This is a genomic window from Shewanella basaltis, from assembly GCF_023283885.1.
Lineage (GTDB): Bacteria > Pseudomonadota > Gammaproteobacteria > Enterobacterales > Shewanellaceae > Shewanella > Shewanella basaltis.
This window is the reverse complement of sequence record NZ_JAKILA010000001.1, coordinates 345,066-366,481: the sequence shown is the minus strand read 5'-3', so window position 1 is coordinate 366,481 and position 21,416 is coordinate 345,066. Positions and strand designations below refer to the sequence as shown.

The 21,416-nt window shown below is 44.6% G+C and carries 17 protein-coding genes; 10 read left to right on the top strand and 7 right to left on the bottom strand.

Annotated features, from left to right (window positions below):
* The first annotated feature begins 23 nt into the window (after positions 1-23).
* The 3 genes from L2703_RS01670 to L2703_RS01660 all read left to right on the top strand — a co-directional run bounded on the left by L2703_RS01670 (position 24) and on the right by L2703_RS01660 (position 5,076).
* Positions 24-1,244 carry an MFS transporter gene (locus tag L2703_RS01670; RefSeq protein ID WP_248969410.1) on the top strand — a complete coding sequence of 407 codons (1,221 nt, stop codon included), beginning with the start codon at positions 24-26 and terminating at the stop codon, positions 1,242-1,244.
* Between the two features lie 377 nt (positions 1,245-1,621).
* Positions 1,622-4,018, top strand: coding sequence for a TonB-dependent receptor domain-containing protein (locus L2703_RS01665; RefSeq protein WP_248969409.1), 2,397 nt, complete (start codon positions 1,622-1,624; stop codon positions 4,016-4,018).
* Positions 4,019-4,098: 80 nt separating this feature from the next.
* On the top strand, positions 4,099-5,076 hold the full coding sequence (locus L2703_RS01660; protein ID WP_248969408.1) for a carbohydrate kinase family protein: 978 nt from the start codon (positions 4,099-4,101) through the stop codon (positions 5,074-5,076).
* A gap of 74 nt (positions 5,077-5,150) precedes the next feature.
* On the opposite strand, the gene L2703_RS01655 is transcribed toward L2703_RS01660, so the two are convergent.
* Entirely contained in the window at positions 5,151-8,288 is a 3,138-nt protein-coding gene (locus L2703_RS01655) for an efflux RND transporter permease subunit (protein ID WP_248969453.1), read from the bottom strand.
* Positions 8,289-8,299: 11 nt separating this feature from the next.
* Positions 8,300-9,538, bottom strand: a complete 1,239-nt coding sequence (locus L2703_RS01650; RefSeq protein WP_248969407.1) for an efflux RND transporter periplasmic adaptor subunit — start codon at positions 9,536-9,538, stop codon at positions 8,300-8,302.
* A gap of 391 nt (positions 9,539-9,929) precedes the next feature.
* Between L2703_RS01650 and L2703_RS01645 the strand changes: the two genes are divergently transcribed.
* Entirely contained in the window at positions 9,930-10,550 is a 621-nt protein-coding gene (locus L2703_RS01645; RefSeq protein WP_248969406.1) for a TetR/AcrR family transcriptional regulator, read from the top strand.
* 142 nt (positions 10,551-10,692) lie between these two features.
* Here the strand turns inward: L2703_RS01645 and L2703_RS01640 are convergent, their stop codons facing one another.
* Positions 10,693-11,184 (bottom strand): prepilin-type N-terminal cleavage/methylation domain-containing protein, encoded by a 492-nt coding sequence (locus tag L2703_RS01640; RefSeq protein ID WP_248969405.1) that lies wholly within the window; start codon positions 11,182-11,184, stop codon positions 10,693-10,695.
* A 199-nt stretch (positions 11,185-11,383) separates the two neighbouring features.
* On the opposite strand from L2703_RS01640, the gene mog reads away from it, so the two are divergent.
* Positions 11,384-11,917 (top strand): molybdopterin adenylyltransferase, encoded by a 534-nt coding sequence (gene mog / locus L2703_RS01635; RefSeq protein WP_248969404.1) that lies wholly within the window; start codon positions 11,384-11,386, stop codon positions 11,915-11,917.
* Between the two features lie 135 nt (positions 11,918-12,052).
* On the opposite strand, the gene L2703_RS01630 is transcribed toward mog, so the two are convergent.
* From L2703_RS01630 to L2703_RS01615, 4 genes are all read right to left on the bottom strand, one after another.
* Complete coding sequence (locus tag L2703_RS01630) at positions 12,053-12,277, bottom strand: hypothetical protein (RefSeq protein ID WP_248969403.1); 225 nt, start codon at positions 12,275-12,277, stop codon at positions 12,053-12,055.
* Positions 12,278-12,424: 147 nt separating this feature from the next.
* Complete coding sequence (locus L2703_RS01625) at positions 12,425-13,558, bottom strand: ABC transporter permease (RefSeq protein ID WP_248969402.1); 1,134 nt, start codon at positions 13,556-13,558, stop codon at positions 12,425-12,427.
* On the bottom strand, positions 13,558-14,292 hold the full coding sequence (locus L2703_RS01620; protein ID WP_248969401.1) for an ABC transporter ATP-binding protein: 735 nt from the start codon (positions 14,290-14,292) through the stop codon (positions 13,558-13,560). The genes L2703_RS01625 and L2703_RS01620 overlap by 1 nt, the downstream gene beginning before the upstream one ends.
* Positions 14,293-14,294: 2 nt before the next feature.
* Entirely contained in the window at positions 14,295-15,893 is a 1,599-nt protein-coding gene (locus L2703_RS01615; protein WP_248969400.1) for an alpha/beta hydrolase, read from the bottom strand.
* Positions 15,894-15,987: 94 nt separating this feature from the next.
* On the opposite strand from L2703_RS01615, the gene L2703_RS01610 reads away from it, so the two are divergent.
* The 5 genes from L2703_RS01610 (at position 15,988) to L2703_RS01590 (ending at position 21,402) form a co-directional block, all read left to right on the top strand.
* The gene (locus L2703_RS01610; RefSeq protein WP_248969399.1) at positions 15,988-16,365 is read left to right on the top strand and encodes a GntR family transcriptional regulator; all 378 of its coding nucleotides are present in this window, start codon (positions 15,988-15,990) and stop codon (positions 16,363-16,365) included.
* A 37-nt stretch (positions 16,366-16,402) separates the two neighbouring features.
* Positions 16,403-17,272: an ABC transporter ATP-binding protein gene (locus L2703_RS01605; RefSeq protein ID WP_248969398.1), complete on the top strand. Its 870-nt coding sequence runs from the start codon at positions 16,403-16,405 to the stop codon at positions 17,270-17,272.
* Positions 17,269-18,561 (top strand): ABC transporter permease, encoded by a 1,293-nt coding sequence (locus L2703_RS01600; protein WP_248969397.1) that lies wholly within the window; start codon positions 17,269-17,271, stop codon positions 18,559-18,561. The genes L2703_RS01605 and L2703_RS01600 overlap by 4 nt, the downstream gene beginning before the upstream one ends.
* 147 nt (positions 18,562-18,708) lie before the next feature.
* The gene (locus L2703_RS01595) at positions 18,709-20,502 is read left to right on the top strand and encodes an AMP-dependent synthetase/ligase (protein ID WP_248969396.1); all 1,794 of its coding nucleotides are present in this window, start codon (positions 18,709-18,711) and stop codon (positions 20,500-20,502) included.
* A 111-nt stretch (positions 20,503-20,613) separates the two neighbouring features.
* Positions 20,614-21,402, top strand: coding sequence for a lipase family protein (locus L2703_RS01590; protein WP_248969395.1), 789 nt, complete (start codon positions 20,614-20,616; stop codon positions 21,400-21,402).
* The last annotated feature ends 14 nt before the right edge of the window (positions 21,403-21,416 follow it).

The window sequence follows — 21,416 nt, the reverse complement described above, 5'->3', positions numbered from 1 at the left end:
CATATAAAAAGAAGGTGGATGGTATGGTTAGTCATTTGAATACAAATGAAAATAGCGGTAATGCACGGATTAGAATGCTGACATATTTGATGTTTTTTATGTTTGCAATGACCTCTGATGCAGTTGGGGTGATTATCCCAGAATTAATTACAACGTTTGATTTATCAATGTCACAAGCAAGCGCTTTTCATTACATGCCAATGTTATTTATTGCATTGAGTGGACTATTTTTAGGTTTTTTAGCCGATAAGCTAGGTCGTAAAACCACAATCTTAATCGGATTGTTATTGTTTGCCGCTGCGAGCTTTATGTTTGCATTGGGTGAGTCGTTTTACTACTTCCTGTTTTTACTCGCCTTAGTGGGGATTGCTATTGGTGTATTTAAAACAGGGGCGCTGGGGCTGATTGGCGATATTTCGACGAGTTCAAAACAGCACTCAAGTACCATGAATACCGTTGAAGGCTTCTTTGGTGTGGGGGCAATGGTTGGCCCTGCCATTGTGAGTTACTTGCTTGTTACTGGCGTGTCGTGGAAGTACCTTTACTTTGGTGCTGGGGTCTTTTGCTTAGTATTGTGCTGGTTAGCATATCGAGCGCCATACCCACAGATTAAGCGAACATCGACCCAAGAAATTAACTTAGCCAGCACCTTTAGGATGATGAAAAACCCCTATGCATTAGGGTATTCGTTAGCCATAGGACTGTATGTTGCAACTGAAGTGGCCATTTATGTATGGATGCCGACACTCCTGCTAAATTACGAGGGGAATTTAGTCTTGGTTGCCACTTATGCACTCACCATCTTTTTTACCTTACGTGCAATTGGGCGCTTTTTGGGCGGCTGGATACTGAATCGGTTTAGTTGGCAGCAAGTGATGTTTTGGTTCAGCTTGGCGATTAGTCTGTGTTACCTAGGTGCAATGTTGTATGGCATATCTGCCGCAGTCATCTTATTGCCATTGTCGGGCTTATTTATGTCGATGATATACCCAACGCTAAACTCTAAGGGCATAAGTTGCTTCCCTGTTGAACAGCACGGGTCTGTTGCTGGCGTTATTTTGTTTTTTACTGCGTTATCGGCGGCGTTAGGACCGCTATTGATGGGGTTTGTAGGTGATATGTTTGGCCATGTTAAATATGGTTTTTACCTGGCGACAGGTTTTGCCTTTTTATTATGTTTTATGGCGGTTTATAACCTGCTACGCGATCCATCAGGGCACCTGCTCACAGCCAATGTTGAATAATTAACCACATTGTTAAAATTATATTTAATTTAATAAACATTTACTTAAGTCATTTTTGTTAAATTTTGCTTAACTTTGAACATAAATTGTACTTGCAATTATTTAATTAGTTGCTAACTTGTAACTTAATCGATTAAGTTGGGTTTTTATTTACGCGTTAGCTTAAGTGAAACCTCACGTTGATGTTGGGCTTAAACATGGGATTTAAGTCTGTGTGCAACACAACTGATTGGCCTCAATAAAGTGAATAATTTAATTCAAAACACATTTCACAATTTTGGCGTTGATGAGCTTAACTCGATTGAGATGAAAAATAATAACGATGCTGTAATGGGGATGTTCAGCAGCATCAATACTCTTTATGTGGGGACATAAAAATGATAAACAGCACATCGAAAAAGTTTGTACTTAGTACGCTTGCAATGATGGTTAGCTCAAGCCTATGGGCCGCTGACACAGAAACAACCGACACGCAAAAAGATGCTATTGGCCTTGAACGTATTACCGTCACTGGGGTTGCACGCGGTACTCGCGTAATGGACTCGAGTGTGTCTGTCAGTAGCTTATCTCCAGACGATTTGGCGGTCAGCTCGCCACGCTCATCTGCTGAAGCATTTCGAATTATTCCGGGGATGAAAGTCGAGTCAACGGGTGGTGAAGGCAATGCAAACATCGCAGTGCGTGGTTTACCTGTGGCTTCAGGTGGTGCTAAGTTTTTACAAATTCAAGAAGATGGTTTACCCATTTTACAGTTTGGCGATATCGCCTTTGGTAACGCAGACATCTTTTTACGTATTGATTCGACAACGCAAACTATCGAATCAATACGTGGTGGTTCAGCATCAACCGCGGCCAGTAACGCGCCTGGCGGTATTATCAACGTCATCAGCAAAACCGGTACTAGCGATGCGGGCAGTGTGTCATCTACTGTGGGTGTCGATTACGACACGCTGCGTACCGATTTTGAATATGGCGCAAGCATTAACGATTCAATGCGTTTCCATATTGGTGGGTTTGTTAGAACCGGTGATGGCCCTCGCGAAGCAGGCTACACAGCCAACAAAGGTGGCCAGGTTAAAGCTAATATTACAAAAGAGTTTGACAGTGGCTATGTGCGTTTGTACTTCAAGCATTTAAACGATAAGAGCATTGGTTATTTACCTATGCCTATGTACTCAGACGGCAGCTCAATTGCGGGTTTTGATGCAAAATCTGACACTGTCCATTCTGCCAATTTGTTATCAACATTGCGCTTAGATGCCGACGGCAATATCAGCCGCGGTGACATGCGCGACGGCATGAACCCTGTTGTTAACTCTGTGGGTTTAGAGGCGTCATTTGATTTAGGTGAAGATTGGTTAGTTGAAAACCGTTTCCGAGTGTCTGATGTGAGCGGCAACTTTATGTCGTTGATCCCTGCTGAGGTGGGCAGTAGCTCAAGCATAGCAGACAGTATTGGGGGGGCAGGTTCACAATTACTTTATGCCAACGGCGCCAATGCTGGTGAGGTTTTTCAAAGCGACTTAGCGATGCGAATTCATAGCTTTGACGTGACCATGAACGACTTTGGTTCGATTGTAAATGACATGAAGTTAACCAAAACGTTTGACGACTCAAACGTGACATTTGGTTTTTATACCGCCACTCAAAACATCAATATGACGTGGATGTGGAACTCATACTTAATGGAAGTGAAGGGCGATAATGCTGCGCTTCTTGATGTGGTTGCTGCAGACGGTACGTCGTATTCTGATAACGGTTTATACGCTTACGGCGTGCCATATTGGGGTAATTGCTGCCAACGTAATTACGATTCAGACTACACCATTAAAGCACCGTACATTGCGGCGTCGACTAAGTTTGGCGATTTATCATTAGACGGTAGCGTGCGTTATGACTCAGGTGATGCCAGTGGTTATTATGCCGGTAATGTGCAATCTCAAGTTGATATGAACCGTGACGGTACCATTTCACAGCCAGAATTGAGCGTGTCGTCGATTGATAATGCTAACCCACAACTAGTGAATTACGACTGGGGTTATGCCTCATATTCATTAGGTGCAAACTACCAAATTTCTGACGATTTAGCAGCATTTGCTCGCATCAGTCATGGTGGTCGTGCCAATGCTGACCGCTTACTATTTGGTAAAGTGCGTGCCGATGGCTCGGTGGCAGATGAAGATTCTGTCGACGAAGTGGATCAGTATGAGATGGGTGTTAAATATCGCTATGACAGCTTGTCATTGTTTGCAACAGGGTTTTACTCAGAAACTGAAGAGCAAAACTTTGAAGCCACTAGCCAAAACTTTTTTGACCGTAAATATGAGGCAAAAGGGATTGAGTTAGAAGGGGCTTACTATGTAGGTGACTTTGATTTTCGCGGTAACGTGACCTGGACAGATGCCGAGATTGTTAAAGATGCGCTTAACCCAGATGTCATTGGTAACACACCTCGTCGTCAGGCTGATTTTATTTACTCGCTAATGGGTCGTTATAACTTTGATAAAGGCTCTGTTGGTGTCAATTTAATTGGTACTACCGACACCTACGCACAGGATAATAACGACTTAGAATTTGACGGTTACACTCAGGTTAATGCATTTGCGTCATACCAGTTAACTGACGCATTATCGTTAGCATTAAACGTAAACAACTTGTTTGACACCGTTGGTATTACTGAAGCTGAAGAGGGGTCTATTCCTGATAACAACATTATCAGAGCACGAACCATTAATGGCCGCACTACCACAGCGACAGTTAAATATGAGTTTTAAGTGCTGACTTAGTCTGCACAATAGTTAAGACGCTCCCCGTTGACAAGCCCATGAAAGTGGGCTTTTTTTTGGAAAAAAATATGACGACATTATTGAGTTTTGGTGAAGTATTGGTTGATTTACTTCCTGTAGATAATCTTGGTTTAACCCATCAACCGATTGCCGGTGGTGCGCCGGCAAATGTGGCAGTGGGCTATGCCAAATTAGGCAGTCGAAGCTACTTTGCTGGTGGCATCAGTGCTGATGAATATGGCGTCATGTTAACGCGAGAGCTGGCAGAACAAGGTGTCGATGTTAGCCATTTGGGGTTAATTCCCAATGCACCCACTGCCACTGTACTGGTAAGTTTAGATGCTTGTGGCGAACGTTCATTTAGTTTTAATCGTAAAGATACGGCAGATATGCTTTTTAGCTCGGCTAACTTTGATGCAATAAATTGGTCTGCCGTGGATATATTCCATTTATGCTCAAATACCTTCACTGAAACGGATATTTTTAACAGCAGTTTATATGGCCTACAACAAGCTTATGCTCAGCAAAAACTGATTAGTTTTGATGTTAATTTACGCTTATCTTTATGGGATGATGTAAGCCTGTTATCACGCCGTGTTGAGCAATGTTTGCCTTATACACACGTACTTAAAATGAGCCGTGATGAAGCTGAGTTTTTGGCCAGTGATCGTGGTGTTGCTGTTGAAGAGTATTTGCAGTTTTGTTTAGCACAAGGTGTCGCATTGGTGTTGATCACTAATGGTGCTGAGCCGGTACACTGTTTTAGCAAGACATTTTCTTTTGAAGTGGCGGTTCCGCAAATTAAGCCTGTTGATACAACCGCTGCCGGTGACAGTTTTGTTGCTGGTTTTTTATGGCAGCTTGGCCAATGTTTTGAGCATGAAAATGCTCAAGAGTATCACACCTTGATTGACGTGTTATCTGATCAGCTGTCGGTGCAGCAAGCGGTTAAGTTTGCGATAAAATGCGGTGCAATGACGTGCAGTGTTAAGGGCGCGTTTCCTGCGTTACCGAGTTTGGCACAAGTGTTTGCAGTTAATGAGTAACATGCAAATAAAAAAAAGAGGCAAACCTGGTGGCTTACCTCTTTTTGTTGTTAGCTTAATGGCTTAGCTAACGATTATGCTGCTACTGTTTTAGCGCGTTTTGCTAATGCGTAGTAAAACAGTGGTGTGAGCAGTAGACCAAATATAGTCACACCAATCATACCGGCAAACACTGCTACACCAATGGCTTGACGCATTTCTGCCCCCGGGCCACTTGAGAATACCATTGGCACCACGCCCATAATAAAGGCAATAGACGTCATTAAAATGGGGCGTAAACGTAAGCGGCCCGCTTCAAGAATGGCTTCTAACGGCTCCATGCCTTTATCTTGCAGTTCTTTAGCAAACTCAACAATCAAGATGGCGTTTTTGGTCGCCAGTCCCACCAGAACAATGAGTCCGATTTGGGTAAAGATGTTGTTGTCGCCACCGTAAATCAGTACACCACTGATTGCCGACAGAATCGTCATCGGAATAATCAAGATAATCGCTAACGGTAAACTTAAGCTTTCATACTGCGCGGCGAGTACCATAAACACTAATAAAATGATTAATGGGAAAATATACACGCCTGCGTTACCGGCCAATATTTGCTGGTAAGTAATTTCGGTCCACTCGTAAGTCATACCGTTTGGTAAGGTTTCGGCCAGGATTTTTTCAATCGCAGCTTGTGCCTCGCCACTACTAAACCCAGGTGCTGCACCGCCATTAAGCTCGGCGGTGGTAAAGCCGTTGTAGTGCATCACACGGTCTGGACCTGCCACATTGGCCACGTTAATAAATGAGCCAATAGGCACCATTTCACCTTGGTTGTTGCGCACCTTGAGTTGAGCTATTTGCTCTGGTGTTTGTCTAAACTGCTCGTCTGCTTGCACGTTAACCTGGTATGTGCGACCAAACTGGTTAAAGTCGTTGGCGTAAACCGACCCCATGTAACCTTGTAGCGTGGCAAACAATTCGTCTAACGACACGGCTTGTTGTTTGGCTTTGGTGCGGTCAACTTCTACTTCAAGTTGTGGCACGTTAACCTGATAGCTTGAGAACACACCGGCTAACTCTGGTGTTCCCCAGGCTTTTTGCATGACCTGCATGGTGACTTTATATAACTCATCGTAACCGTGGTTTCCTCGGTCTTGAATTTGTAATCTAAAGCCGCCAATGGTCCCTAAACCTTGTACCGGTGGCGGTGGGAAAATGGCAATAAATGCACCATCAATAGCGGCAAACTTTTGGTTTAACGCGGCTGCAATGGCCCCTGCAGAAAGCGATGGGTCTTTACGGTCGGCAAAGTCATCTAGCGGGGTAAACAAAATGGCGCTGTTAGTGCTGTTAGTAAAGCCGTTAATGCTTAAGCCAGGAAACGCCACAGCATGTGCAACGCCGGGTTGGTCTAGCGCAATGGATGACATTTGCTTCACGATGACTTCGGTGCGATCAAGCGATGCTGCATCGGGTAGTTGTGCAAAGGCAATTAAGTACTGTTTGTCTTGCCCTGGTACGTAACCTGTTGGCGTACTGGCAAATTGTAAACCTGTTACCCCGACTAAGCCGACATACAACACACCCACAACAGCACCAAAACGAATCACTTTTTTAACGACCCAGCCGTAACCGTCAGACAGTTTTGCAAAAAAACGGTTAAACGGGGCAAATAACCAACCGCCAAGCATTTTGTCCATACCACGGGTAAGGAAGTCTTGCTTGTCGTGATGACTTTTAAGTAACAATGCCGATAACGCAGGGCTTAAAGTCAACGAGTTTATCGCCGAAATAAAGGTCGAAATGGTAATGGTTAAGGCAAACTGCTTATAAAACTGGCCGGTTAAACCAGACATAAATGCCGTTGGAATAAATACCGCAGCCAGTACTAACGTGGTGGCAATAATGGGGCCGGTCACTTCTTTCATGGCTTTTTGCGTTGCCTCAAGAGGTGATAAGCCTTCTTCGATATTACGCTCAACGTTTTCCACCACGACAATGGCGTCGTCGACCACAATACCAATCGCCAGTACCAGACCAAATAACGACAAGGCATTAAGCGAGAAGCCCATCAAGTGCATAAAGGCAAAGGTCCCCACTAACGACACAGGTACCGCCACTAATGGAATGATTGAGGCGCGCCAGGTTTGTAAAAACAGCACCACGACCAATACCACCAGTAAAACGGCTTCTAGCAAGGTTTTTACTACCGCTTCAATCGAGCCGCGTACGAATACCGTTGGGTCATAAACGATGTCGTAAGTTAAGCCTTCTGGGAAGGTGGCTGATATTTCTTTCATTTTGGCGCGAACGTCGTCAGAAATCTGAATCGCGTTAGAGCCAGATGCCTGAAACACCGGCAATGCTGCAGCATCTTTATTGTCTAGCATTGAGCGTAGTGCATAAGTGGATGCGCCTAGTTCAACACGTGCTACATCTTTTAAGCGGGTGATTTGGCCTTGAGAGCCCACTTTAACGATGATGTTTTCAAACTCTTCAACGTTGGCCAAACGGCCTTTTACATTGATAAGTAATTGGAACTCACTTTCGCCACTAGGCTGCGCGCCTAGGCTACCTGCGGCGGCTTGTTGGTTTTGCTCACGAATGGCAGCAACCACATCACTAGGTGATAAACCAATTGCAGCGACTTTATTTGGGTCTAACCACACACGCATGCTGTAGTCGCCGGCGCCAAATACTCGCACCGCGCCCACGCCTTCAATACGGGCAAGTTCGTCTTTAACCTTTAACACCGCATAGTTAGACAGGTACAGCATGTCATAACGATTGTCGGGCGAGGTTAAATGCACCACCATGGTTAAGTCTGGTGATGATTTTTCGGTAACAACACCTAAGCGCTGTACTTCTTCTGGTAAGCGTGGTTTTGCACGTTCAACTCGGCTTTGTACCTGGGTTTGTGCTAAATCAACATCGGTACCAATGGCAAAGGTGACGGTTAATGTCATGCGGCCATCAGAAGTGGCTTGAGATGACATGTAAAGCATGTTCTCAACGCCGTTGATCTCTTGTTCCAATGGTGATGCGACTGTTTCAGCGATAACTTTTGGGTTGGCGCCAGGGTAATTGGCGGTAACCACGACCGTTGGTGGCACCACTTCTGGGTATTCGGTGATCGGTAATTGCCAAACAGCTAATGCGCCCGCGATAAAAAACAATAGCGACAGCACTGCGGCAAAAATCGGTCTTTTAATAAAAAATTGCGACAACATGATGGGGGTGTTCCTTAGCCTTGGGTTGCTTCATCAGCAATTTGTGCTGTAAGCGGCTGATTATCAATTAGTAACTGTGCTTGGTGCAGCGCTTCTATTTGACTGCTATCGGCCATATCGGTCAATTTAGGGGTAATGGTGACGTTAGGACGCACTTTTTGCAGGCTGTTAACCACAATTTTATCGTCTGGTTGTAAGCCGGCAGTAATAATGCGTAACCCGTGAATTTTTTCGCCTAAGGTCACACCGCGGTATTCAAGGGTGTTTTGCTCGTTTACCACTAAAACGTACTTGTTGCTTAGGTCGGTAAAAATGGCTTTGTCGTCAACCAAAATACCTTGGTAAGACGCGCTGCCCGCAATGCTAATACGTGCAAATAAGCCAGGCATTAAGATGTTGTTTGAGTTTGCAAAGGTGGCTCGTACGCGAATAGTGCCGGTTTGTTGGTTAACGGCATTATCAACAAAGTCGATCACCCCCTGGTGGGTAAACTCAGTTTCATTGGCGAGCGCCATTAATACAGTGTTGTTGCCTGAGCGTGGGTCCTGGCGCTTGTTTTCACCCGATAGCGAGGCATATTTAAGATAGGTTTGCTCGTCGATATCAAAGTAAGCATGCATATTTGCCGTTGATACCAAGCTGGTTAGCTGGGTTTGTCCCGCTGTTACATAGTTGCCTGCAGTTTCAATAGCATAAGATACGCGGCCAGTAATGGGCGCGGTAACCTGGGCGTATTCAAGGTTTAATTTTGCGCTGGTTAATGCCGCCTTTACCGATGCCACAGCAGCAGCGGTTTGGTGCATAGTGCTACGGCGAGTGTCAATAAGCTCTTCAGACACGGCTTGTTGGCTAAATAATTTATTGGCACGCTCAAAATCGTTTTTCGCCAGTTCATGGGCCGATTTTGCACTGGTTAGCTCAGCTTGAAGACGCTCGACTTCAGCGGTAAAGACTTTTGCGTCAATGGTAAACAGCACATCGCCTTTGTTTACAAGTGCGCCTTCTGTAAAGTTTACTGACTCAATGTAACCCGAAACGCGCGGTACCAGGGTGACTTCTTCTGGAGCTTGTAAGCGTCCGGTAAATTGATCCCATTCGGTAATGCGCTCGTGCAATACGTTAGCAACATTCACTTCTGGGGCAGCAGGCGCAGTACCAGCTTGTTGTGCTGCAGGTTGTTGCCCACAAGCCACTAGCAGTACTGCCGTTAGGCTTACTAACAAAGTAGATTGAATTGATTTAAACATAGTCATGTTGCTGTCCTCTAATCAATAGCATTTACATTATTTAACGGGCTATTGGTTGCGTTACTTTTTGTCTGTGGCTAGAGTTTTGTACCGATTGGTAAAAATTGTTCTGTACCGAACGGTAATATATAGATTAAAATAGCCCTGTCAATGAATTTTGTACCGATAGGTAATAAATTGTTTTGACAGCGGGTTCAATTCGCAAGATGATGTCTTATCGGCAGGTGTCAATGGCTGATAACCTTACGATAATGCGGTTAACTAGCACATTATTAGGCCTTTAAATGGTTGAATTTTGTGCTAAAATAGGCGGGCGATTTAACATAAAGTGACAGTTAAGCTTATATCAGTTAACTGGATAGTCGTTAGTGGCTCGCTAACATAAGAGGTACGATTTATGACAACAACAAAAGCAGCTTGTGTCGGTCGCCCGCGAGGGTTCGATATCGACTTGGCATTAGAACAAGCGCTTAATGTGTTTTGGCGTAATGGGTATGAAGGGACTTCTTTAAACGAGCTCACAGAAGCGATGGGCATTAAAAAACCCAGTCTTTATGCTGCCTTTGGTAATAAAGAACAGTTATTTTTTAAAGCCATCGACTTATATGAAAATCGACCAGACTCGCTATTTAATATTGCGTTTCAGCACGAACATGTAGCCGATGTTATTCGTGGACTATTGCTTGGTGCTGCAACCCAGTTTACTGATTGTAGCCATCCACAAGGTTGTGCGTTAATTAACAGTACGCTGTCGTGTAGTGAGGCGAGTGAGTCAATTAAACAAACGGTGCTTGCCCGCAAAGCCAAGCATAAACAACGATTAGTGGATCGATTTGCGCAGGCAAAAAACAGCGGCGAATTACAAGAAGGGTGTGAGCCAGTGGTATTGGCTAATTTGATGACCACCTTGTTTCAAGGCTTGTCGATGCAGGCGTCTGAAGGCGCAAGCGTTGATGAGTTGCAACAAGTTGCGGCTATGGCTGCCGAAGGTATTTTAACGGTCAGTGTTAAGCGTTAGTGCTTTTTATAAGTTTTAAGCATCTATAAGCATAAAACATAAGCATGGTTGTCAACTCAACATAAGCACTGATACTGCCCAAGTTATGGCTGGCGGTATCAATGTTAAGCGCTTATTTTGTCCTTCAATAGGGCTAGGGAAATTAACAGCCGCTGGTGGTCAGGTTGTAAAAGGCTGGTTCGGTTTCAGCCGAGTCAATATTGTATTGCAAGTTGCAACTACTGCTTATGTTGTATCCCTGTGGAAAAATGAATGTTCCTGTATTTGGAATATCATACAAACCCCAGTCAGCGCTAAACTCACTCGTTGCACCAGCCATTGTCTCAAATGATCCTTCTAACGCTAATGGCAGATTGTCTGGTGAAGAAGTTATGTACCCCACAGTTGTACTCACGGCGTTACCATTTAGGGTCACCGAACCCGGTTCGAGTTTTTCCAGACCAGCCAATACGGCTTTTGAATACACCAGAGTTTTAGCCGATTTTAATGCACCTTGTAAGCCATTTAAATTGGCAATAAGCGCATCACTTTTTAAGTTTATAAACTTCGGCGCGGCGACTACCGCTAAAATCCCTAAAATAATAATCACGACCACTAATTCAATGAGGGTAAAACCACGTTGTTGTTTTTGCATAGTAAAATCCAATGTTTGACCGTCAATGTCAGTATAAATAACCCCATCACAGATGTCATTTTTTGAGTCGGTTTGCATTTATGGGTTTGTAATTTTGTGATGTCGATGTTTTTTGGTAGATTAACTGCCTATAGCCAAATTATTGATTTAACCTCCATGCGAACCGAGGCTAATGACCCCACATTAGGGAAAAATTACCATGAGCAAAGCTAAAATCGGCATCGTGACAGTAAGCGATCGTGCCAGCGCTGGCGTATATGAAGACTTGTCTGGCAAAGCCATTATTGATGTATTAAATGAGTATTTAACCTCTGAGTGGGAGCCTGTGTATAAGGTGATCCCAGACGAGCAAGATGTGATTGAAGCGACCTTGATCGATTTAGCCGACAATCAGGAGTGCTGCTTAATTGTCACCACAGGTGGCACAGGCCCAGCAAAACGCGATGTGACCCCTGAGGCGACCGAAGCCGTGTGCGATAGAATGATGCCTGGCTTTGGTGAGTTGATGCGCGCCGAGTCATTAAAGTTTGTACCAACGGCTATTTTGTCGCGTCAAACTGCGGGGCTACGAGCCGACTCATTGATTGTAAACTTACCGGGTAAGCCTAAGTCTATCCGCGAATGTTTAGACGCGGTGTTTCCTGCCATTCCGTATTGCATCGACTTAATGGATGGCCCATTTTTAGAGTGTGATGAAGCGGTCATTAAGCCGTTTAGACCGAAAGCAAAGTAAGCGTTAGCAGATATTGCTGAGACACTATTTTAATAACCACAGCTTTATATCAAAAAATGCCGTCAAAGATGACGGCATTTTTATGTCTGGATGTACTTGTTGGCAAAAGTTGGTATGAGTAGCCCTGTAGCAACACTACAAGTTTTTAAACTGTTGCTTGAGCTCAAAATCACTTTCAGTTACTAGTTTTTCAAGCACTTGTATGCGTTCAATCAGTGCCTGGTTTTGTGCTTTTAAGTCGGCTAGACCATCAACTTCAGCTTTTTGCTTATGCTTTAAATATTGCTTAAACATTTCTGATGCTGTGGTGCCGACAATGATGATAAATACCAGTGCGATAATCGCCATATCTTCGTTCATAATCACTCCTTAATTTATGCAGTTGTGGGTTGTTTTCTCGCCTTAATTTACGTGGTTAAGGCGAGAGGATGTTTAACGGATGCTTTTACTAGGTGCTAACAATGTTGGTTATGTATGACTTTGACACACAGTGTTATTAACACTGGTTTATAAGCCAAAAACCACTTTTTCACTTTTTAATGATTTTTCTAATCCTACTGCCAGTGCGACAGCAATAATTAACGTGGCTACCGATGACACGATTAACTGCATCATGGGTATGTCGCGGCCTTTAATAAAGTCCATTAATGCTTGCTGTTGACCCGATACCGGTAACCACTGCAAAACGTCTGGGGCAATGTTGTAACTGGCTGCCATCGACAGTGCCAGCGGCACAAATAACACCATGGTTAAGTATGACTGCGCTTCTTTAAAGGTTTTGGCCATAAATGACACGTACAATTGCAAGGTTGCAGCCATTAACGCCACAGGAATACCCACTAACAGCATTAGCCCCATAAAGTCCTGGCTAATGTTGACGGTAAAACCGATTTGTTGCCAAGGCACAAACGGATATGCCACCTTTGACACCAATAAGATTAAGACTAACCCTAGCAGTGCAAAGCAGGTCACGGCGATAATTTTGCCTAATACCAGTTGACGGGTGCTCATTGGGTGGCTGAGCAGTAACGCAAGTGAGTTACGCTCACGCTCGCCAGCACTGGTGTCGATTGCCAGGTTCATGCCCGAAATAAACACCGAGTACATCATGGTGAAAATGGCGAGGCCTAAAATCATTCCGCCTTTTGAGTCGGCGGTGGCCTTGTCTTGCACATTGATTTTAATGGGCTGAGTAATGCTCGGATTAATGCCTCTGGCAATCAGTCGAATACTGCCCATTTCTGAGCTGTATGCTTGTAGTTGACGCTCGAGTCGATTAATCGATTTTTGCAGCTTTTCATCTGAATTATCAGCAACTAATAATACTTCGGCTTGTTTGGCTTTCGCCATATTAGCGGCGTAATCGTCACTAATGGTTAAGGTGATTTTGTTTGCTTGCTCATCATCTGCGTGGTTGATGCCGTTATTGCTTAAGTAACGCACGAGATCGGGGGCGTTATTGGCATTTTTGATGTGAATATTTAAGTCTTCAGGGCTAGATAATTGGCCAATCAGTACCATAAATAAACCACACATGATAAGTGGCGTACCAATGGCATAATAAAGCCCTGCCATAACTGAACGTTTGTCGCGTGCCGCATCGATTAACTCTTTGCGCACCATTGTGAATATCATTTTCATTATGCTGCAATCCCTTCGTCAGTACCGATAAGTTCGATAAATGCATCTTCTAGTGAGTCTTTGCCCGTTTGCTGACACAGTTCGTCTGGGCTACCAATGGCGACCACTTTGCCGTTTGCCATTACAATGACGCGGTCACATAAGGCGGCAACCTCTTGCATAACATGGCTTGAAAACAACACACAATGCCCCTGTGCTTTAAGCTGCAATAAGATGTCGCGCAGTAAGCGGGTGCTCATCACATCAAGCCCACGGGTGGGTTCATCTAAAATGATATTACTTGGCTGATGCACAATGGCTTGCGCTAAAGCGGTTTTCATCCTCTGGCCTTGTGAAAAGCCTTTACAACGGCGGTCGCTAATGTCTTCTAGCTTTAGCTGGGCAATCACATTGGCGGTGGCTTCTTTGGCTTGTTTGCGTGACATACCGCTTAACTCTGCAAAAAAGCAGATATATTCACGCGGTGTTAGGCGTTCATATAAACCAAATGGGTCGGGGAATAATCCTAATTGCTTTTTGGCGCCTATTGGGTCAATCGCGACGTCAATATTGTCTACCATGGCGGTACCTGAGTCGGGCTTAAGTAAGCCAAACAGGGTGCGTAAACAGGTGGTTTTACCGGCGCCATTTGGGCCGAGTAATCCGGTAATCTGGCCGTTTTCAGCACTAAAACTGAGATTGTCTAATGCCTGCACATCGCCAATTTTTTTGGTTAAGTTTGCAACAGTAATCATGACTATTCCTTATCAGCAGCGGTATTTGCTGGTGCTGTTGTTTGTATTGCGTTTGGTGTATTAACCGTAGGCAGTGCTTCTACGGTATTGGCATTAAGATAAAAGCTGCGGCGTACGTCTTTTTGTAAACAATCGCCATTAATGTCTTTTAATGAGCCTTGATCGACTAATTGTGCAATTAAATCATTGCCACAACTTTGATAGGCAACCCCGTGGGTGGCGTAAGGTGCAATAAAATGTTTTGATTTTGTTAGCTTTTCCTGTGCCATGGCTCCCCAGTTAGGCGGTGTAGCAGGATCGAGTTCACCAGAGAGTAAGAGTGTAGGGATATCGCTATCGATTGGCTGGCCAAAGCTGTCATCTTCTGGTGGGATTGGCCAACCCTCACAGGTTTTGACCAGGCCATCTAGCATGCTACCGGCGATGTAAGATTCTTTAGCATCTTTACGCATTTGCTCAGTGATGCGGTGAATATCTTCACCACAGACTACCGACGAATGCATGCCTAAGGCGATGTCTGTGCTGTCGGCTGTTAATGTATAAATACCAAGTATTGGTTGATAATTACCTTGGGCGGCCTGATGAATCGCATGTGGGATCAGCGCGCGAATGTTGGGCATATACATGGCCATACGAATCGCACCAGTAAATTTACCGCGTGTCAGCATAAATTCTGCTAACTCGTTTGTTCGAGGATCGCGAACTTGCTGACTGATTGGGGCGGTTGCGAGCAACTGGTCTACTGTATTGTAGTTGTTCACTAAATCAGGAAAATGCTGTTGGCATTCTGAGTTGCTTTGACAGTCACGCCATAGCACATTTAAACCACGTTCAATGGAGCTACCAATGGCGACTAAACTTTGTTGCATTGGCACAACGCCATCTAAGGTGACTGTGGCAAGTGCTTCAGGGTAACGGCGCATGTACAACTGTGCCATACGAGAGCCATACGAAATACCGTAGAGGTGCAGTTTTTGGTAACCTAAAAATTGACGCACTGCTTCAAAGTCTTTGACGGCGTTATTGCTACCATATTGAGTGACATCGGCATCAATTGAGGCGAGACAAGCTTCGGTCATCGCGACTGTGTCCAGTTCGCTATCATTGATGCTTAGAACCGACATATTTTCATCATCGCAAGATAACAAATTTGATTGGCCTGTACCGCGTTGGTCAATGAGCAAAATATCGCGTTGTTGGCGTACTTTGGTCAGCATACGGTTAAACCCGGCTGCATTTTCAATTGCCGATTGGCCAGGACCACCAGAAATGGCGAGTAATGCTTCATCTGGATGGGTATTTTTTATTGCAGGCAAAATGGCAAAGTGAATATCGATTTGCTTACCGTCAACTTGCTTAGGGTTTTCAGGTACAGTGATTTTGCCGCACTGAAACTGTTCGTCTAGGCCGTCTAAATAACATGTGGTTGTTTTAGCGGGCTCAGCCACGAGTGTGTCTGTGGTTTCTGCACTGCTGTAATTAGCCACTAATATCGCAGCTGCCACAGCGACCCAGCGACTCACTCGAGTGACCGATTGGCATAGACCTGTAGCACGCAATTGCGCTGTTGAGGTTGAATTGACAAACTTCCTGTTGATCATCGGAACGTTTCCTTTTTGCATTTCATGACGATTATGATACCTTAACACTTAGTGTATGAGTGTATCAATGTATTAATACAGTTGCTAAAGGCTAATGTTAGAATTACTAAATGTCAACCCCAGTAGTGGCGAACCTATTTATCGACAATTGCACGATCAAATTGTGCGCTTAATTGTTGGCGGACAATTGCAACCTGAGGATGTACTTCCTTCAGTGCGTCAATTGGCCGAACATTTGGCGGTCAACCCCATGACAGTGTCACGTGCAATGCAGCAACTTGTTGATCAAGGCTGGGTTGAGCGGCGTCGTGGTCAGCCGTCATGCGTTGCCGCCAGAACGTCTGCAAATACAGCGTCTGGCAGTAGTTTATTAGCGCCGCAACTCAGGGCATTAGTTGAGCAGGCACAACAGTTAGGTGTTGATTACGATGAGTTACAACAGTTGCTCAAGCAATCTTGGCATCAAGAATAGCCGTTATTTAAGCTAAATTTTGGTAGGAATGTCGAACATGGAAGCCGCAGAACAACCCGTTTTACAGTTTAATTTAGTTAATAAAGTCTATGCAGCAGCAGACAAGTCTGCGGCAGGGCATAAGGTATTAATTGATTTGTCGATGACGCTTTACCCTGGGATGGTGGTGGGATTATTAGGCCAAAATGGCGCGGGTAAATCGACCCTAATGCGCTGTGCGTTAGGCATTGTTGATATCGATAGCGGTAACATCAATACCCTAGGCGAGTCGCCTGAAAACCTTTCTAACGAAGCTAAACAGCGCATTGGCTACGTGCCACAACAGCCTTTTGGCTACGAAGGTTTCACTGTCGATAAGGCGTTAGAATTACATCGCAGCTTTTACCCCAATTGGGACACTGCCTTAGAACAAGATTGGTTAAAACGCTTTGATTTAGATGTCACTCAAGCGGTGCAAAAATTGTCAGTGGGTCAGCGTCAATCGTTAGCATTGATCATGGCGATGGCGTATCGACCAACGCTATTGTTGCTCGATGAACCCGTGGCCAGCCTTGATCCTATTGCTCGTCGCCAATTTATGGGTGACTTGTTTGATCTCGCGCTTGAGTCAGGTTCGGCGGTATTATTTTCATCGCACATTACCTCAGATTTAGAGCGTGTCGCCAGCCATGTAGCGTTAATTAAAAAAGGCGAGTTAGTGCTGTTTAAAGAAATTGATGCCCTGCGTGAAGAAGTTAAATTGCTCACTATTAGTGACGACACCCAGCTACCTGCAAACTACACAATATTGAGCCAAACGGGGCAAGCTGTGCTGGTAGACACCCAAGGTAACGCAGAAGTTGTTGTGGGCGTACAGCTTGAAAAATCATTGAATCTAGAACAGCTGTTTATGGAGCTGCACCGATGAGTATTGAGCAAACCAGACCACCGCTCGCCACTTGGTGTAAACCATACCAAGGTATGTTACGCCTGTGGTTATATGATTTAGGCTGTGTCAGCTTTTTAGGCACAAGCTTGCTTGGGCTAGTGCTTGGGCTTGCGTTGTTAATTAGCGGAAAAACCGACGTGGTGAGTTTGGTTTTTGCTATGTCGACTGTTTCGGCTGCTGCAGGTATTGCCTGGCAGTTAAATCGGTTAGTGGCGACTGAGACCAGCCAATTAATTCCAGGTTATCAAGCTAAGGTATTGCAACAGGCGCTGACCATTGCCATTACGGTTATAGGTTTTCAGGTGTTGGCCTGTGTGATTTTTTCGGCATATGAAGTGATAGCGCAATTATGGTTGGCCGTTGCGGTAGGGCTTGGTTTTGTGTGGTTATGCCTATGGCGCAGTCACTATTTTCATTTATCGTTTGCGCTGTTTATTGCGGTGCCATTTTTAGATGAGCTATCTTCTCGTTTGTCACAGTGGGCCAGTTTAATTATTGTTGCCATGCTGTTTTATCGTGTGGTGGGGTTATGTCGGCAACTGAGCTGGAACAGTGACGCACGAGTGGTGTACCTCAATGCTGTGCAAATGGGCTGGATGTGGTTACCGAGCATTAAAGGCGTGGCGTGGGTAGCTAAATTTGAGCGCCTGTTTCATCCAATGAATTTCTTTATTGGCCCAGTATTGACCATGATGATGTTGGCCTTGCCTGTTATCGCAGTCGGATTAATGTTGTTTTCGTGGCTGTTTGATATTGATCTGCCTATTGTATTTTTAATTGCTCAATTTTCAGTGATCAGCTGTGCTGTGATTCATTGGAGCCGCATTCAACGTTGGCGTGCAACCGAAACCTTATTTTTATTGCCTAGTTACAGTGGTTTAAAGGGGATGAAAGACGCCTTTTTCCGCAGTCAATATCGTTTTATTGCAGCGATGGTACTCATTGTGACCTGTATAGGCTTATTAAATGCTTCATTTAAACCAGAGCTTAGCCTGCTGTTTTTACTTCATTTAGGGTTAAGTACCTTTTGGGGCTGTGCAATTATGCTTGGTATTGGATCTGCCTGTCGAAACAGTCACCAAGCTACCGCGGCAATGTTAGTGGTATTTGCACACTCTATCATCGTGTCTATGAGCTTTGCTGCGCTAAGAGATCACGACAGCATTACTCCTTGGCTGCTGCTGGATATTCCGTTAACCCTGCTTGGTGTGCTGGCATTAAGGTGGGGGCAGGGGCAACTCTGGAAATTTGGTGTTACCGCACCGTAAATGCTTATTATGAGGCTTTATAGTCGATAAGTATGGTGCGTAAAAGTGATGTTAATCGCACAAATAGAGCAAAAGCTCTTATGATTTTTTTTAGCTTCAGGTAGAATACAAAAGCGGAACACTTGTAAGCTAAAAGGTTATGGTTAAATGTCATTAAATCAGTATCACGTGGTTAGACTCCTGCAACAGCAAAGTCAGTCTTTAGGTAACAATATTGCCCTAGAAGGCTTTGAAATGCCCGCACCTTGGCATACTGTGACTTGGCAGCAATTTAATGCATTAACCGATTCAGTTGCCCAATTACTGATTGAGTTTGGCTTACAAGTGCAAGACAAAGTGGTGATATTGTCACAAAACTGCCCACAATGGACTTGTGCCGATATAGGTGCACTTAAAGCGCGTAATGTGGTGGTGCCAGTTTACCCAACCAGTACACTGGAACAAGCGGTGTTTATTGTTAACGATGCCCAAGCTAAATTAATTTTTGCCGGTAATCAGCAGCAATATGACATGGCGTGTGACATTGCCGAGCAAGCCAGCAGCGTGCAACATATTGTGGTATTTGATGCCAATGTAACCTTAAAAGCCGACAATCACCTGCACTTTGACTCGCTATTAACCGCCCAATTTAACCCAAGCGTAACTGATGAGTTAACCCGCCGATTAGCCAATACTAATCTCGATGACTTACTGACGCTGATTTACACCTCAGGCACCACTGGCAACCCAAAAGGGGTGATGATCGATTACCGCAATTTTGCGTCGATGATCAGCCAGCATGACCAAAAACTGCCTTTTACCGTAGGCGATGTGTCATTAGCCTTTTTGCCGTTAAGCCATGTATTTGAGCGCGGTTGGAGCATGTATGTATTGTGCCGTGGCGGACATAATGTTTACTTAAACGACACCAATAAAATTAAACACGCTCTCGTTGCCGTTAAGCCACACACTTTGTGCGCAGTACCGCGCTTTTTAGAAAAAATTTACAGCGCCGTACATGACAACGTCGGCAAAGCGCCTAAAACACGCCAAGCATTATTTGCCTGGGCGATAAACGTTGGTCAGCGTCAGTTTGACGTCAGCCAAGGCCGCGCTAAGCCGAATTTATGGCTAAGTGCCCAGTGGAAACTGGCTAACAAACTGGTTTACAGCAAATTACAGCAAGTGCTTGGCGGCCGGCTTAAGTTTATGCCAGTGGGCGGCGCAGCATTAGATGTTAATGTGGGCAGTTTTTTTCACAGTATTGGTGTGCCAGTATTGTGTGGGTATGGCATGACCGAAACTTGCGCCACAGTGACCTGTAATACTTTGGACAATCGTGTACCAGGCTCAAACGGTAAGCCGTTAGAAGCTATGCAAATTAAGCTGGGTAAAGACGATGAGATTTTAGTGCGTGGTGACACCGTCATGCGCGGTTATTACAATCGCCCAGATGACACCGCCGAAGCCTTTGAAGATGGCTGGCTAAAAACCGGTGATGCAGGGCGTATCGACGAGCAAGGTAACTTGTACATTACTGACCGCATTAAAGAGTTAATGAAAACCTCTAACGGTAAATACATTGCCCCGCAGCGCGTTGAAGGTAAGGTTGCCTGTTGTCCGTTTATTGAGCAAGTGGCTATTGTTGCCGATGCTCGCAATTACGTGTCTGCCCTTATTGTGCCAGCATTTGAAGCGTTAAATACCTGGGCCACTGCGCAAGGTATTCATGTCGAAAACCCGATTGAATTATTACGCCACTCACAAGTTATCGCGCATTTTGAGCAGCGGTTAATTGAGCTGCAACATGAGTTAGCGGGCTTTGAAAAAATTAAAAAGTTCACCTTATTGCACGAAGCATTCTCCATGGAATCTGGACTGATTACGCCAACTTTAAAGTTGCGTCGTAAAATGATTTACAGTAAATACCATAACGAAATTAATGCTATGTATACTAGCTAATGGTTTGAGTGTTTAAGCCAGAGGGCGCATGATGCGTCCTTTTTGTTGTTCACTGAATTGTCATCTTTTTGTCTTATGCTCAAGTCTGTCTTACCTGGCAGGCCATAGGATGTGAAAAAGCTTAAGCGTTACCAATATGAACGTTACGCAGTGCTCTGTAAGGTAACGTATCAAACCGACTTTGATCCGCAAAGTTTGGGATTCTCACCTGATAATTATGCCGAAATTGCCAATCGTTGGGGACATATTTGTGCGCGGGTTTTGTGGCGTGATGATCACCCTGAGGTGCTGGTGGTGTTTAGGGGCTCGCAAACGCTACACGAGTGGCTTATCAATATTTATTGTTTACCCAAAGTGAAACGTTTTGTTGGTTGTCGTTATCATGTGCATGCGGGTTACGATTATTTACTCGAGCAGCCTAGTAACCCATGTGCGCCTGATTATCAACGTGACGTTAGTATTTATCAGCAGTTAAATGCCATTGTGAGCCCGCTGATTTTATTGGGAAAAAGAGTCACGCTTACAGGGCATTCATCTGGTGGTGCGATGGCAATCTTGGCGGCCGACAGGCTAGAGCGCCAATACATAAAATCAATAAAGCGCGTGGTGACATTTGGTCAACCTGCACCGGGTTTTGGCAGTTTTAAGCGCCAATATTTATTGCACAGGCGCACATATCGAATTTGTTGTGGCGTTGATGTGGTGACATTTTTACCGCCCCTGCCGGGGATGTTTCATCATGTTGGGCGTATGCTGTGGCTGCATAACGAGCGTATTTATGACAATATTTCGCCTTTTAAGCGTTTTGTATTGAGTTTTGCCAGTTGGTTGTTGTCGCCTTTTGCCTCTCATTACATGCACAAATATATTCGTGATAAAGATTTTTTTGATGACCTGTAGCGAGATGTGTCGTT